The following is a 15,364-nucleotide window of genomic DNA, read 5'->3' on the forward strand; positions in this document are numbered from 1 at the left end:
GTCACACGCCTTCCTTGGGGTCGAGGAGGTCGCGGCGCCTCAGATCCTCGTAGGTCTCGCGGCGGACCACCGCACGCGACCGCCCCCCGCCGACGAAGATCACGGGTGGCCGACGGGCACCGTTGTAGTTGTTCGACATGGTGTGGCAGTACGCCCCCGTCACGGGCACCGCCACGACATCGCCGACCCGGGGTTCGCGCAGCGCCACACCCGTGCTGATCCGGTCACCGGATTCGCAGTGCCTGCCGACGAGGTCCACGGCCTCTCCGCCGCCGACGCGGTTCACGACGGTCGCCTCGAACCTTTGCCCGTACAGGGACACTTCGAGGTTGTCACCCATGCCTCCGTCGACCGCGACGAACGTCGGTCGTCCCTCCTTCACCGAGACGACCCGGTACAGCGTCAGCCCGCTTCGCGCCACGACGCTGCGGCCCGGCTCGATCAGCAACTGCGCGTGCGCCGGCAGATACTTCGTGGCGGCGCCGATGAGGCCGTCGAGCCAGGCTTCGACGCTCGGCGGAGCGTCGTCGTACGTGTAGCGGACGCCCAGACCGCCGCCCAGATCGTAGATGTCGAACTCGCCGTAGGAGGCGAGTGCTCGCACGGCCGCAACATAGGGCTCGACCTCGCATATCTGGCTTCCGATGTGCATGTGCAGACCGCGAAGATCGAGGTGCTCACTGGAACGGAGGCGAGCGATCGCCCGTTGGGCGTCTGCCCGCTGCAGACCGAACTTCGATCCCTGCTTTCCTGTCGCCAGCGCCTCGTGCGTCTCGGCGGCGACATCGGGGAGCACACGGATCAGGACGTCCTGGCGGCCGGTGACGATCTCTTCCAGCTTCGCGATGTCATCGAAGTTGTCGATGACGATGAGCCCCACTCCCGCGTCGACCGCGGCCTGGAGTTCGTCCACCGATTTCGCGTTGCCGTGCATCACGATGGTGTCGGGTTCAACCCCCGCACCGAGCGCGAGAACAAGCTCGCCACCGCCCGCGACATCCGCTCCGAGCCCCGCTTCCGCGAGCGTCCGATAGACAGCTGTCGCCGGGAACGCTTTCGATGCGAAGACAACGCGTGAGTTCGGCCATCTGGCGGCCAGCGCCTCGCGGAACAATGTCGCCTGGCGGATCAGCGCGGTCTCGTCGAGCACGTAGGCAGGGGTGCCGAACCGCTGCGCGATATCCGTCAGCCGAACGCCTCCCACGACCAACTCGTCCTCGGCATCAACATATGTTCCTTCGGGGAACAATTCAATCAATGCGCGCGCGTCGTCGTTCGGATTTGTGTCTGATGCGTCGAGGGTCGACGTCGTCATATGAGTTCCCGCCTTCTGATTTACGATCAGGCTAGGGACTCCATCCGGGGCGAATCTGTAGCCGATGTGACTAGTATTCGCGAATGAACTTGTCTGATCGGCCAGTTGCCGGCTGCTCCCTGGAGGAGCTGCTGCAGCGGGTGCTCCCGCTGCAGGTCACCGTTCTCGTCGAGTCGACCGCCGCGGGCGCGCTTTTCGTGCGTAGCACCGTCATCGCGGGGCCGGGGGAGGGGCTACCCGATGTGTCGGGTGGCATCCTGCTACTGGCGGGGTACGGCGACGTGCCGCAGATCGAGGCATCGGTGAGGGAAGCCGCCGAGCGTGGGTTCGGTGCGGTGTTCCTCCGAGCGGGTGCGTCGGCGACGCCGACGGTCCTGCGCACGGCAGCCGAGGCCGGGGTTTCGCTGATGTCTTTCGACAGCGAGCTGAACTGGCGTGAGCTGGCCGCGCTGCTCGACACGGTGATCGAATCGCACTGGGCGCCGTCCGATGGAGGACCCGCCGTCGGTGTCGAGGAGCTGTACGTGATCGCCGACGCGGTCGCGGCGACGATCGGTGGCTCGGTGTCGATCGAGGATCTCTCTCAGCGCGTCGTCGCCTACTCGAGCGTTCCGGGCCAGCGTATCGACGCGGTACGCAGCGAAGGCATCCTCGACCGGAGCGCTCCGCACGATCCGGGAGATCGGGAACGGTACGGGCGCATCCTGCGGTCCGACGGCGTGGTCAGGTTCGAGCGCAACGGTGACGAACTCGCGCGTGCGGCGATGGCCGTCAAGGCCGGCGACCTTCCGCTCGGCACGATTTGGGCGATCGAGGGCGAAAACGGCATGAGCCCTCGTGACGAAGCCGCTCTGCGGCAGGGCGCTCAGTTGGCGGCGTTGCACATGCTGCGTGCGCGCAGTCCCTTCGAGCTCCATCACGAACTCCGCGGCGACGCTCTGCGGTCGCTCATCGACGGAACGGGGAACGCGGACGGTGCCCGTACGCGGCTCCGTTTGCGGGACGATGTGCCTCGCGCGCTGCTCGCGTTCGGATTCGGGGGCACAGGGGCGGACCGGTCCGAATCCTCGGCGGCGGCCGGCGCCACACAGAATGTCGCACGCCAGATCAGCGCTCTGCGCCCCAGCGCCCCGATCACGGTGTCCGGAGGGGTTGTCTACGTCCTCCTCGCCGACGATCAGGTGAGCTCTGCCGCGTCCTCCCTGGCCGAGTCGATCACCGGCATCCCGGGAAGCCGAGCGCGGCGACGGCTGTTCGGCGCGGTCGCCGTCGACCATGACGCGACCCGGCCGCTCACGGATCTGCGCGCCGAGGCGGACGACGTGCTGGAGGCGCTCGTCGTCCGCTCGGACCGGCCTACCGCAACCCTGCGCGACGTCCGGGTGGACGTGATTCTGCGACACGTCGCAGCCGAGCTGACGAGAACTCCCTGGCTGCGTGATACGGAGATCGCCCGGATCTTCACCGCCTCGGCCCGCAATCGGGAGATCGCCAACAGCGTGGCGGCGTGGTTCGAGGCACGGTTCGAGGTGAGCCGGGCGGCGCAGGAACTCCAGGTACACCCCAACACGCTGCGGTATCGGCTTCGCCGCTTCTCCGAACTGACAGGAGTGGACCTGGAGGATGCCGATTCGTGCTTGAGCGTCTGGTTGCAGCTGCGCACGCATTCCGGAGTCCGGGCCTCCTGACGCGGGGCGTGACCGAAGAGGCGTTGCGGTCCGATTCCCGAGAATCGATGTCCGCTACGGCTTCCTGATCACGCGAAAGCGACTCACGTCGGGAACCACGGCGCCTCGAACGTACCCGCCCGGTGAACGGGCAACCTGCAGTAGGAAGTCGACGGCGGGTCGAGTGATTTCCTCACCGGGCAGAATATTGGGGATTCCCGGAGGATACGCGGAAAGGGCGTCAGCGCTCGTCCGGCCCACCGCCTCCGTGTGCGGGACGACCTCGGACGGCGCGTAGAACGCGTCACGCGGAGAGACCTGTGTTCTCCCGGGCGACGGCAGGTCCGCCGGGTCGCCGATCTCGTTCGGCACCGCGTCTCCCCGGGTTTCGAGGACGGCGTCGATGAGTCGGTCGAACGAGGTTCGCTTGCCGATCCCCACGAGCGGGACGAGCGTCGTGCGCGTCGCCATCTCCACCCATACGCCGAAGTCGCGCGCCAACGTGAGCCGCAGGGCGTGCGCATCCGCGCAGATCCCGCTGACGTCGATCGGCATGCGCAGGGGATCATGGTCGACGATGTCCGGGTGGGAGAAAAAGGTGTCCTCGATCAACGAGATTCCTTGCTCCGCCCGAATGCGGTCACGCGCCGCTCCCAGGGCACGCAGCGCGTCGTCGACGTGCGGCCCGCCCCGTTGAAGGTCGCGACGGGCGACATCGATCGATCCGATCAGCAGTGAACTCTCACTCGTGGAGGTCGTCATTCGATAGGCCCGTTCGAGAGCGGGCTCCAGAGTGTCGGCGAGATCGGTGTCGCCGAGGTGCAGCATCGCGCTCTGGTGCAGGGACGACGTCATCTTGTGCGTACTCATGACGACGATGTCGGCCCCCTGCCGCACGGGGGAGGGGGGCAGGTCCGGGTGGAACCCGAAGTGGGCTCCCCAGGCGCAGTCGACGATGAGCACGGCGCCCGCGTCGTGGACCAACCGGGCGATGGTCGGCACGTCGGCGACCGCCCCGAAATAGCTCGGGCTCACGATGTAGACCGCTGTCACCGGCCCGGGATGGTCGGCGATCGCCTTCGCGATGGACGCCGGCGTGACACCGTGGGCGATGCCGTTGCGTACGTCCACGCCGGGCAGGGCGTAGGCCGGACGCAACCCGGCGAGGATGACGCCGTCCACGACACTCGAGTGCGCGCTGCGCTGAATGACGATCCCGTCACCCAGCTGACTCACCGCGAGCGCCGCGAGCCGGTTGCCCTGCGAGGACCCACTCGTGAGGAACCAGGTCCGCCGGGCGCCCCATGCCCTGGCGGCCAGCTGATGGGCACGCTCGCGCGGGGAGTCTCTTCCGAGGTCGATGCCGTCGAGCAGCTGTGTGACATCGATGGCCAGCGCCCGTTCCCCGGCGAACTCCGCCTGCCCCGCGGCGAAACCGTCGCCGGTGGCACCATGGCCGGGCACCATGAACGACACCGGCCTGCGGGCGGCATGACGAAGCAATGCGTCGGCGTACGGTGCTTCGTCGTCTGCACCGGCCCGAGGACGTCCGTCGTAGTGGATGGTCGGTTTCATCCTTCACGTTCCTTCATGGCCGGCTCGGTGCTGCTCGCTTGGCAGCGCGGCCAGCAGCTCGCGCGTGTAGGTGTGTTGCGGATTCAGCAGCACTTCTTCGGTCGTTCCGACCTCGACCAGCCGGCCGGATCGCATCACCGCGACACGATCGGCGATGTTCCAGGCCAGGCCGAGATCGTGCGTGACGACCATGACGCTGAGGCGCATCTGTTCGCGCAACCGGAGGAAGAGGCTGAGGATCTCTCCGCGGAGCGACGCGTCGAGGCTTGCGACGGGCTCGTCGGCGATGATGGTCTCGGGTTCGACGGCGAGCGCGCCGGCGATGAGGACGCGTTGACGCTGACCGCCGGAAAGCTCGTGAGGGTAGCTCAGGAAGAACTGCTCCGGCGGGCGCAGGCCGGCATTCGAGAGTGCTCGTGCCACGAGATCGACCTCGGTGACGTCATCGCCGCGGGCGTTGTGCTCGGCGACGAGCCGGTGCAGCCGGATGCCCTCGGCCACCGACTCGTACACGGAGTGCTTCGGGTTGAGCGCACCCGACGGGTCCTGCATGACGAGTTGGACCCGGCGGCGGTAGCCGCGCAGCGCGGCGCCACCGGTGGGAAGCCGCTTGCCGAGAGCGGTCACCTCTCCGCTCGTGGGACGTTCGAGGCCGAGAAGCGCTCTGCTCAGCGTCGTCTTTCCGGAGCCCGACGCACCGACCAGAGCCAGGATCTCGCCGTCCCGGACCTCGAGGTTCACGCCGTCAACGGCACGGACCTCGCTGCGACCGTGGAGTGAGGGGAACGTGACATGGAGATCGGTCGCGCTCAGCACGATGCGGTTCATCGGGCCACCGTCGATTCCGTACGGGCGATGCCCAGATCCTCGGCGCGCAGGCAGCCGGTTTTCAGCCCGTGTGCGTACCTGGCGAACTCCGGCTTGTGGACGAGGCAGTCGCCGTCGAGAGACGTGCACTGCGCGGCGAATTCACGCTCGGCCACGTCGTCGACGACGGTGACCGGATCGTCCGCGAGCCCCTGGGGCCGATACCTCGACGCCGGGTCGCCGATCGTGGGGAACGCGCCTGCGAGAGCCCGCGTATAGGGATGCTTCGCCTGCGCGAACACCCTCGGACCGGGAGCCTGCTCTATGATGCGGCCGCCGTGCATGACGACCACTTCGTCGCACACGCTCGACAGGACCGCGAGGTCGTGGCTGATCATCATCAAGCCGAGTTCGAGCTCGACCGCCAGGTTTCGAAGCAGACGCAGGATCTGGGCCTGCACTTTCACGTCGAGCGCGGTGGTCGCTTCGTCGGCGATCAGCAGCTTGGGGTCGCAGGCGAGCGCCATGGCGATCATGATGCGCTGCTTCTGTCCGCCCGAAAGCTGATGGGGGTAGCTGTACGTGTGCTCCGCCGCGAGGCCCACCATGTCGAGCAGTTCGGCCACGCGGAGATCGCATGCACGCCGCGTCGTCTCGGGTCGGTGGACGAGAATGGGTTCGGCGATCTGCTCGCCCACCGTCCGCACGGGGTTGAGCGAGTTCATCGCTCCCTGAAAGACGATCGCGGCATCCGACCAGCGCATGCGGCGCAGCGCGCCCCAGGTGAGGGAGTTGACGTCCTTGCCGCAGACCTCGACCCGCCCCCCCACGCCTGCCTTGCGGGGGTGGAGCCGCAGCACGGCGCTCGCCACCGTGGACTTTCCCGAACCCGATTCGCCGGCGATGCCAAGGGAGCGGCCTTGGTCGAGTGAGAGAGAAACGCCGCGCACGGCGGCGATGTCTCCTCGACCGGATCGGTACGTGACCCGGAGATCTTCGATCCTCAGCAGTTGGGTCATCGGCCCTCCTTGAGGCGCGGATTGACGATGTCCTCGAGCGCTTGGCCGGCCATCGTGAACGCGAGTACCACCACGATGACGCAGATACCGGGCGGGAGCAGCGCCCACCATGCCCCCAGCGACACGGCGCCGGTGCCGAACGCCGCGTTGAGCATCGTGCCCCAGGAAACCGCTGTCGGGTCGCCGAAGCCGAGGAAGGACAGCGTGGTCTCGGCAAGAACCGACCCGGCGACCGTGAGTGTCGTGTTCGCGAACACGAGCGGCAGCACGTTGGGGAACACATGTTTCGACATGAGGTGCCAGGGCCCCGCGCCGAGCACCCGCGCTCGTTCCATGAACGGCCGTTCGCGCACCGAGAATGTCTGCGCCCGGATCACCAGCGCCGTCGCGGGCCAGCCGGTGATGCCGATCACCACGATGATCGAGAGCAAGGAGCCGCCCAGCAAGGTCGCCAGGACGAGGGCGAGGGGCAGGAATGGAATGACGATGAACCATTCGGTGAGCCGGAAGAGGACGGTGCCTGCCCACCCGTCCGATATCCCCGAGGCCATGCCGACGATCGTGCCGATCACCATCGAGATGACCGTGGCCATCAGGCCCACCAGAAGCGGAACGCGGGCCCCGAATATGAGCAGGGTGAGTATCGAACGTCCGTTGTCATCGGTTCCGAGCGGATACTTTTGGCTCGGCGGCGCCAGGATCGGACCCGACGCGGCACTCACGCGCAACTCATGGGAGTCGGCCAGCAGCGGCGCGAAGACCGCGATGACCGCGAAGACCAGGAGCACGGCGAGTCCGACCATGCCCGCCCGGTTCGCGCGGAACTTCGCCCACGTACGACCCCAGGCTTCGCGACGGAGCTTCCAACGGAGCGCTCTCGCGCTGGACCGTCGAGGGGGAGCGGGTGCTGTGGTCATGCTTTCACCCTCGGATCTTGGAGTGCGTAGATGAAGTTCGCCACCATGTTGGCGACCACGACCGCGGCTGAGAAGACGAGGAACAGCCCCTGCAGAAGCGGCAGATCGGGGATCCTCATGGCTTCGCTCGTGAGCAGTCCGAGCCCCGGGATGGAGAAGACGGTCTCGATGGTGATCGCACCACCCACGGTGAACGCCAGGTTGAGTGCGATGAGCGTGGTCATGGGCAACCGAGCGTTCGGGAGCGCATGCCTGTGCAGGACCTGCCGGTCGGAGAGCCCCTTGGCGCGCCCGGTGAGCAGGTAGTCCTCTCCCATGACGTCGAGCATGGACGACCGCATGATCATCGAGTATTCGGCGAGATATGTGACCGTCAGCGTCGTCGTCGGCAGGACGAGGTGCCAGATGGTGTCCGCGACGCCCTCGACGCTCATCGGTGCGACTCCGGGCGAATGGAGCCCGCCGATGGGGAAGACGCCGAAGACCGGGTTGGCGGCGAACACCATGAACAGCAACAGACCGAGCCACCATTCCGGCATGGAGTACAGGACGGTCGCGAAGGCCGATGTCGAGCGGTCGAACCGCCCGCCGTGCTTCCACGCCTGACGGCTGCCCAGCCGGCTGCCCAGCCAGATCGAGAGAACCGTCGCCGGCAGGACGAGGAGGAGGGTCGGCCATACGCGCTCCCCGATGAGGTCGGGGACCGGTTTGGAGTACTGGAAGGAAACGCCGAAGTCTCCCGTGAAGACCTGCTTCAGGTACTTTCCGAACTGCATCCAGAGCGATTCGTCGAGTCCCAGCCGGCGCCGGATCTCTTCCAGGTCCTCTGCGGTACGAGCCTTTCCTCGGCCGAGGGTCCGTTCGGGATGGGGGTTGATCACCCGGAACAGGAAGAAGTTCACGACGATGACGAACATCAGCGCGCAAGCCGAACCGGCGAACTGCGTCAGCACGAACCTGCGGCTGAAGCGGCCGGCGAGCCGTGAACGTCGATGAGCAAAGCCTGGTCCGACCAGCCCGTCGACATGGGTGGCGGTAGAGATCGATGGCGACGTCATTCTCGCTCCTCCGCTGTCGCTCGGCGCCATCGCGCTACTGCGAATCGCCCGAGTAGCAAGATCAGAATCAGCGCTGCGAGGCTGCGGTAGACGACTGTCGCCGTTCGCGCCGTTCGGTCCGCACTCACGTCCTGAGCGGCACCATCGGTCGGCCTCAGGTCGTAGAGACTGGTGACGTCGGCCATGACGTCACCACCGGGCTGAAACGCGGAGGTCCATCCCGTCCACCGATCGCTGCGATATGCCTGCTGCGCCATCGGCTGTCCCATCACGATGTAGGGAGCATCGTGGTAGAGAATCTGCTGCATCTTCTTGACGATCTGGACGCGTTTGTCGTGGTCCAGTTCGTTTTTCTGTTCGGTGTACAGATCGTCGTATTCCTCGGAGCAGTACCAGCTGTCACTCTGAAGCGAGCGTTGGTCGCAAGTCAGGTAGACGAGCATCGCGTCCGGGTCGTCACTGAAGCCCCAGCCCCACCAGAACATGTCGTAATTCCCGCTGAGGATTTCGTCGGTCAGCTTGTCGGCCGTCATCGCATCGAGCGTGATGTCGAATCCGAGATTCTGCATCCACTCGCGGACGAGTCGAGTGGCGAGAAGGGACGACTGGTCCGACGCGTCGACCGCGATCCGGAGCCGTGGTACCGAGCGGCCGGTCGGAAGGGTGCGCCTGCCGTGGGCGTCCAGCTTGTAGCCGGCCTCGTCGAGCCTCTGGGCGGCGAGTTTCGGATCGTACGTCGTGCCGTCTGCCGGCGGCTTCCACTGGAAGTCCGGGAAGCCGTCGGGGACGATCGTCCTCAGAGGTGACAGACCTCCTTTGAACGCCTTGCGCGAAAGCTCCGCCGGATCGAAGGCGGTGGACAACGCGAAACGGAACTTGGGATCGAGAACCGCAGGGTTCGGATCACCGAGCGGCCGGCCTGTCTTGAGGTCGGAAGAGCCCGAATTGAAACCCACTTCGACGAAGTTGCCGAGGAGTGGGAATTGACCGGCGTACATGTGCTGCCGACTCTTGAGCTTTCGAACCTGTAGCGCGTTCACGCTCGGTGTATAGTCGATCTCCCCCTTTCGAATCGCCTGCATGATCGTGTCCTGTGCTTTGAAGAACCGCCAGTCGACGTACGCGACCGGACTGAGCCCACGCCAGTTACCGGGCCACGCTTCGAAGCGGTACAACGAGCTGCCCGCCCCTCCCTCGAGGAGTCGGTAGGGCCCGGACGTCACCAAGCTTTTCGGGCCGAGAGGATACTGGTCGAGCTTCTCGTCGGGATAATGCTCAAAGATATGCTTCGGGAGTATAGGGATCGGCATTTTGGGCAGCGTCGCGCTCGGCGCGCCAAGGCTCAGCTCGACGGTGATGTCATCCGGGGCGTTCACGGTTTTCACGTTGTCGAGATAATTTCCCCATGTACTGTTCCCCTGCCCACCCTCGAGCACGCGGCCGAGCGTATATGCTGCGTCGGCTGCGGTGAGCGGTTTCCCGTCGCTCCATTTGAGACCAGGCCGCATGTGGTACGTGACGGTAAGGCCGTCGGCCGCGACATTCCACGATTCGGCGAGCCCCGGTCCCTGTTCGGCGAGGGAATCGTGAGAGGGCGAGGTCAATGCCTCGAACAGGTACGGTATCAGGGCGTACGAGTTGGACAGGATGTATGTCAAGGGATTAAGCGTGTCGACCTCGCCAACGGCCCCGATAGTGAGCTTTCCGCCCGCGCCCCGCGAACCCGCGCTGCCGGGTCCTGATGCAACCGAATCGGTCCCTGATCGATGACCGGCAACGGCGGAGGAGGTGGTAAACATGCTGGTAAGGAACGCTGCAAGAGCTATCGCTGCCAGAGACGCGGTGGCGACTCGCGCGAAAGAGACTCGGGGGTGAAACCTGCGACAACCTGATGCGGATCTCCACGACATACTGGGCCTCCCTCACGCCGGTGACCGGCGTGTCCACGTCCTCGAAGGGTGCGCCCTCGTGGCACGTGCGTTTCGTATTCCGATCAGTAGACCAGCCGATGCCCTGGGCATCTTTGGCGCTTCGGCTGAATTTGGCTCGGCAGATTTAGAGGAGTTGCCACAAAGGGCTGATTCGGCGGCTTGGGGCGTGTCGCCGGGATCGGCGGGGCGTCGCGGTGGGCGTGGGGAAGGCGCCGCTGTGGTTGGTCTCGGACGAGTTGTGGGCTCGGGTTGACCCGTTGTTGCCGTTGCTGCCGTTGCGGCACAGGGGGGCGGAATCCCGGGCGCTTTCCCCTCTTGCGGTCATGGTGATCGGCTCCAATAAGCCGAAATTCGCCCGACACGTGAGGAACCGCGTGCTCGGGTCGAGCGCCTCCAAAGGTGGGCATGTATGCGCTGCCTGCGTCGAGACGTGAAGCATCAGTCCGGGCGACGGACAGGCGGTCCGGGCGGACGCACTGGCCGGCATCGACATCCCAGGACGCGGCCGGGCTCAGGGGCAGGGCATGAGGACATGGCGCCACCGTCCTCGGCCACGACGAGCACCCCCGCACGGGACGCCACACGAACCGAGGCTCAGCCACCTCCTGGAAAACGATCCTCGGACGCCTGCGAAACCGTTCGCAACCGCAGGTCACCTGTTCGATGCCCGGCTCCGCTTGACACCTCAAAAGAGTGAGTGATTGAGTACTCACATGAAGACGGAACAACGAAGGACGCTCTCCACCGCGGAGGAACGCCGAGGAACGGTGCTGCGCACCGCGATCGGCGCCTTCGCGGCCCGGGGCTACTTCGGCACCACGACCGCAGAGGTGGGCAAGGCCGCCGGCATTTCGCAGGCGTACGTGTTCCGGCTCTTCCCCAACAAGGAAAGCCTGTTCGCCGCGGTGGTCGAGCACTGCTTCGCGCGGATTCGGGAGAGTCTGGAGCGCGGTGCCGCAGGTGCCGAGAGCAGTTCGGCGGAGGTCGTACTGGCTGCGATGGGGGACGAGTACGCCCGCCTGATCAGCGACAACGACCTGCTGATGGTGCAGATCCACGCCCAGGCCGCCGCCGCGTCCGAGGTGGTGATCCGCGATGTGGTGCGGACCGGATACGCACGGCTCGTCGAGTATGTGCGCGGTGCCTCGGGCGGCACCGACGCGCAGGTCCAGGAGTTCTTCGCCCGGGGCGCGCTGTGTCACCTGGTGTCCGCCATCGGCGCGCACGAGGCGGACGGCCCGTGGGCCCGGACGCTCACGACGGGCATCCGGCACCACTGAGTCGCGGACTCCCGCGCATCCCGCACCATCCCCGGAGGTTCCGAGGGCGACCCGACGCACCGCGTCGTGTCGCTCCCGGCTGCTTTCGGATCGAAGAGTGAGTGATCAGTCAGTCATGGTCGGCGATCGGATCGGTGACCGAAGCAACCCAGGAGGAACCGTCATGTTCGCAGCCCTCATCGCCGGCCTCACCGCCCTGCCGTTGGCCGTAGGCGCCGGTACGGCACCCATCGGCGTCGACGAGTCGGCGCCGGTCATCACCCGTGACGAGATCGTCATCCACGCGCCACTGGACCGGGTATGGCGCATCCAGACCGACGTCGAGGGCTGGCCGTCCTGGCAGCCGGGCGTTTCCTCGGTGGTCAAGCGCACGCCGGGAGCGCTGCGTCCGGGCTCGTCGTGGGTCTGGTCGACCGAGGGCCTGGAAGGCATCACGTCGACCGTCAAGCAGGTGCAGCCCAAGAAGCGGATCGTGTGGGGCGGCCCCGCGCAGGGCATCACCGCGGTCCACGTGTGGACGTTCGCCAAGACCGAGAACGGCGTCGTGGTGCACACCGAGGAGTCCTGGGCCGGCGAACCGGTCGAGGCGAACCGGGAGTTCCTGCAGGGCGCGCTGGACGCCTCCCTGGACCACTGGCTCCACAACCTCAAGGCGCGCGCCGAGGGGCGGTGCGACTGAACGCGCGCCGACCGGGCGCTGCCCGCAGAGGGCTCTTTTTTCGACCCAAAGAATGATTGATCAATCACTCACAATCGACAATGTCCAGGAGGCTCCCATGTCCGGTCCCCGCCGCCGCCGCGCGGGCGCGCCCACCGCCGCGGCGGCTGCTCCGCACGTCGCCCGATCCGGGCCGATCCTTGCCGTACTGGCCTGTGCCCAATTCGTCGTCGTGCTCAGCACCTCGATCGTCAACGTGGCATTGCCACAGGTCAGAGACGGGGTCGGGCTGTCCGGCACCGGGATGGCCTGGGTCATCAACGCCTACGGCCTGGCCTTCGGCGCGCTGCTCCTGCTCGGCGGGCGGGTGGCCGACCTGCTCGGCCGCCGCCGGGTGCTCAACGCGGGACTCGTGATCCTCACGGCGGCCTCGGCCACCGCGGGGATCGCCACCGGCGGCGGTGTGCTCATCGCCGCCCGCGCGGCACAGGGCGTCGGCGCCGCGGCCGTCGCGCCGGCCGCGCTGTCCCTGGTCATGCAGGTCTTCCCACCCGGCCCCGCGCGCGGGAAGGCGCTCGGCGTGTGGGGCGCGGTATCCGGCGCGGGCGGCGCCGCGGGCGTCCTGCTCGGCGGTGTGCTCACCGAAGGGCTCGGGTGGCGCGCGGTGTTCTTCGCGAGCGCCCTCGCCGCCGCGGCCGTCCTGGCGGTCGGCCTGCGCGTACTGCCCGACTCCGCCACGACGGGCGACGGCCTGCGCTCCCTCGACATCGGCGGCGCCGTGGCCGTCACCCTCGGGCTGGTCGCCCTGGTGTACGGCCTGACCACCGCGGGCCGTTCCGGATGGACCGACACATGGGTCCTGGCGTCGATCGCCGTGTCCGCCGTCCTGCTCGTGCTCTTCGCCGTACTGGAACTGCGCCACCCCCGACCGCTGTTGCCGCCCCGACTGGTCCGGGTCGGCGCGGTCGCCCCGGCCAATGTGGTGATGGCGCTGCTGGGCGGCGTCTGGGTCGGCCTGTTCTTCTTCCTTCCGCTCTACCAGCAACAGGTCCTCGGCGACAGCCCGCTGCGCGCCGGGGTCACCCAACTGCCGCTGGCCGTCGCGAACATGATCGGTGCGGCGATCGCCCCGAGGCTGGCCCGCCGGATCGGGGCGACGCCCACGCTCACGGTCGGCATGACCCTGCTCGCTGCCGGGCTGCTGTGGTTGTCGCAGATCTCCGCCGACGGCAGCTTCACCGGCGACATCCTCGGCCCGACCGTCGTGGTCGGCCTGGGCCTCGGCGCGGCGTTCGTGCAGTTGACCGGCGCCGCCGTGACCGGGGTCCCGGCCAAGGACGGCGGACTGGACGGCGGACTGGTCAACACCACGCGCCAGATCGGCGGTGCGCTGGGACTGGCCGTGCTGGGCACGCTGGCCGCGTCCCGGACCGAGGCCGCCCGAGGCACCACGCACATCGTGGCGCTCACCGACGGCTACCGGATCGCGTTTCTGGTCTCGGCGGCGATCGCCGCCGTCGGTACCGCACTGACCCCGCTGCTCGCCCGTCGGGCAACCGACCCCGCCACGCCGACACCGGCCGCCGAGCGCTCCTGACCGACCTCGCCCCGGCCCCGACCACCACGTTTTCGAAGGGAAGCTCACCATGAACTCCGTCGACACCCACGACAGCACCGAGAAGAAGCCCTACCTCTCCGGGCACTACGCCCCGGTCGCCGACGAGATCACCGCCACCGATCTGATCGTCGAAGGCGCCCTCCCGCCCGAGTTGACCGGCAGCCTGCTGCGGGCGAGCCACAACCCCAAGCCCGGTGTCGTCACCTCCCACTGGTTCAAGGGCAGCGGCATGGTGCACGGCATCCGCCTCCGCGAGGGCCGTGCCGAGTGGTACCGCAACCGCTGGGTCCGCACCCCCGCACTCGACGGTGCCCCGTATGCGACCGAGCGCGGTCCCGACTTCACCGTCAGCACGGCCGGCACGCACGTCATCGAACACGCCGGCCGCCTGCTCGCGCTGTGCGAGTCCGCGCTCCCGTACGAGATCACGCCCGAACTCGACACCGTCGGCGCCTACGACTTCGGCGGCAAGCTGACCTCCTTCATGACGGCGCATCCGAAGGAGGACCCGGTCACCGGCGACCTGCACTTCTTCGCCTCGTCACCGTTCCCGCCTTTCCTGACCTACTACGTCGTGGCCCGGGACGGCGAGTTGACCATCAGTCAGGAAGTGCCGGGCGCGAGCGCGGCACTCAAGCACGACTTCGCCATCACCGAGAACCACGTCCTTTTCCTCGAGGGGTCCGTCACCTTCGATCCGACCGAACACTCCGGCATCCCGTACGGATGGAGCGACGACCAGCCCTGCCGGATCGGCGTCATGCCGCAGGGCCCGGCAGGCGCCGCCGCCATCCGCTGGTACGACGTCGCCGCCGGCTTCGGCATGCACTTCGCCAACGCCTACGAGGACGCCCTCGGCCGGATCGTCATCGAAGGCTCCACCGTGGACCGCACCGGCTGGGACCGCTCGTGGGCGTGGTGGACCGGCCGCCCCGGCCGTGGCGCCGAACCCACCTCCGGCTCCACCAATCGCCGCTGGGTCGTCGATCCGGCTTCGGGGACCGCGTCCGAGGAGCAGACCGACGACCTCATCGTGGAGTTCCCCACCATCAACGAGAGCCGCCTCGGCCGCATTCACCGCTATCAGTACGCACTGGCCTTCCCGAACGACGAAGGCATCGGCAACCACACCCTGGTCAAGTACGACCGCGCCACCGGTGCCCGGCAATTGCGTCCGGTCGGCGTCGGCCAACTCCCCAGCGAGGCCGTCTTCGTGGCGGCGGCGGACGCCGTCGACGAGGACCACGGCTATCTCCTGACCGTCGTCGGCGATCTCAACACCGAGCGCTCGCGACTGCTGGTCCTGGACGCCCGCGACCTGACCGCCGCCCCGGTCGCCACCGTCCGTCTCCCGCGCCGGATTCCGGCGATGATCCACGGTTCCTGGATTCCGGACCCGAACTGACCCCTGCCAAGGCGATCGGCACCCCGTACGCAACATCGGCGGGGCCGGTCCGACACGTCGGACGACCGACGTGACCCACGTTCGCCGAACAGCCCCCGTGCGTCGCACGGGGGC

Annotated in this window: 11 protein-coding genes and 1 pseudogene; 5 read left to right on the plus strand and 7 right to left on the minus strand. The window is 67.5% G+C overall.

Annotation, left to right across the window (positions count from 1 at the left end):
• Position 1: 1 nt before the first annotated feature.
• A complete protein-coding gene (gene lysA / locus ACFXMF_RS32770; protein WP_360314033.1) occupies positions 2–1,315 on the minus strand; it encodes a diaminopimelate decarboxylase in 1,314 nt (437 codons plus the stop codon).
• Positions 1,316–1,398: 83 nt separating this feature from the next.
• On the opposite strand from lysA, the gene ACFXMF_RS32775 reads away from it, so the two are divergent.
• On the plus strand, positions 1,399–3,003 hold the full coding sequence (locus ACFXMF_RS32775; RefSeq protein ID WP_360314035.1) for a helix-turn-helix domain-containing protein: 1,605 nt from the start codon (positions 1,399–1,401) through the stop codon (positions 3,001–3,003).
• Between the two features lie 54 nt (positions 3,004–3,057).
• On the opposite strand, the gene ACFXMF_RS32780 is transcribed toward ACFXMF_RS32775, so the two are convergent.
• From ACFXMF_RS32780 to ACFXMF_RS32805, 6 genes and pseudogenes are all read right to left on the minus strand, one after another.
• Entirely contained in the window at positions 3,058–4,557 is a 1,500-nt protein-coding gene (locus ACFXMF_RS32780) for an aminotransferase class V-fold PLP-dependent enzyme (RefSeq protein WP_360314037.1), read from the minus strand.
• A 39-nt stretch (positions 4,558–4,596) separates the two neighbouring features.
• Positions 4,597–5,385: pseudogene (locus ACFXMF_RS32785) on the minus strand (ABC transporter ATP-binding protein); the annotation flags it as partial.
• Entirely contained in the window at positions 5,382–6,383 is a 1,002-nt protein-coding gene (locus tag ACFXMF_RS32790; RefSeq protein WP_379989540.1) for an ABC transporter ATP-binding protein, read from the minus strand. The gene ACFXMF_RS32790 and the pseudogene ACFXMF_RS32785, both read right to left, overlap by 4 nt.
• Entirely contained in the window at positions 6,380–7,300 is a 921-nt protein-coding gene (locus ACFXMF_RS32795; RefSeq protein ID WP_379989541.1) for an ABC transporter permease, read from the minus strand. Before ACFXMF_RS32795 ends, ACFXMF_RS32790 begins: the two co-directional genes overlap by 4 nt.
• Entirely contained in the window at positions 7,297–8,358 is a 1,062-nt protein-coding gene (locus ACFXMF_RS32800; RefSeq protein WP_379989542.1) for an ABC transporter permease, read from the minus strand. Before ACFXMF_RS32800 ends, ACFXMF_RS32795 begins: the two co-directional genes overlap by 4 nt.
• Positions 8,355–10,157 (minus strand): ABC transporter substrate-binding protein, encoded by a 1,803-nt coding sequence (locus tag ACFXMF_RS32805; protein ID WP_379989543.1) that lies wholly within the window; start codon positions 10,155–10,157, stop codon positions 8,355–8,357. The genes ACFXMF_RS32800 and ACFXMF_RS32805 overlap by 4 nt, the downstream gene beginning before the upstream one ends.
• An 845-nt stretch (positions 10,158–11,002) precedes the next feature.
• Between ACFXMF_RS32805 and ACFXMF_RS32810 the strand changes: the two genes are divergently transcribed.
• The 4 genes from ACFXMF_RS32810 to ACFXMF_RS32825 all read left to right on the plus strand — a co-directional run bounded on the left by ACFXMF_RS32810 (position 11,003) and on the right by ACFXMF_RS32825 (position 15,250).
• Positions 11,003–11,569: a TetR/AcrR family transcriptional regulator gene (locus ACFXMF_RS32810; protein WP_360314047.1), complete on the plus strand. Its 567-nt coding sequence runs from the start codon at positions 11,003–11,005 to the stop codon at positions 11,567–11,569.
• Positions 11,570–11,732: 163 nt separating this feature from the next.
• Entirely contained in the window at positions 11,733–12,248 is a 516-nt protein-coding gene (locus ACFXMF_RS32815) for an SRPBCC family protein (protein WP_360314049.1), read from the plus strand.
• 97 nt (positions 12,249–12,345) lie between these two features.
• Entirely contained in the window at positions 12,346–13,824 is a 1,479-nt protein-coding gene (locus ACFXMF_RS32820) for a DHA2 family efflux MFS transporter permease subunit (RefSeq protein ID WP_379989544.1), read from the plus strand.
• Positions 13,825–13,873: 49 nt separating this feature from the next.
• Complete coding sequence (locus tag ACFXMF_RS32825) at positions 13,874–15,250, plus strand: carotenoid oxygenase family protein (protein ID WP_379989545.1); 1,377 nt, start codon at positions 13,874–13,876, stop codon at positions 15,248–15,250.
• Positions 15,251–15,364: the final 114 nt, after the last annotated feature.

Origin of the sequence: Embleya sp. NPDC059213, assembly GCF_042754445.1 — a bacterium.
Lineage (GTDB): Bacteria > Actinomycetota > Actinomycetes > Streptomycetales > Streptomycetaceae > Embleya.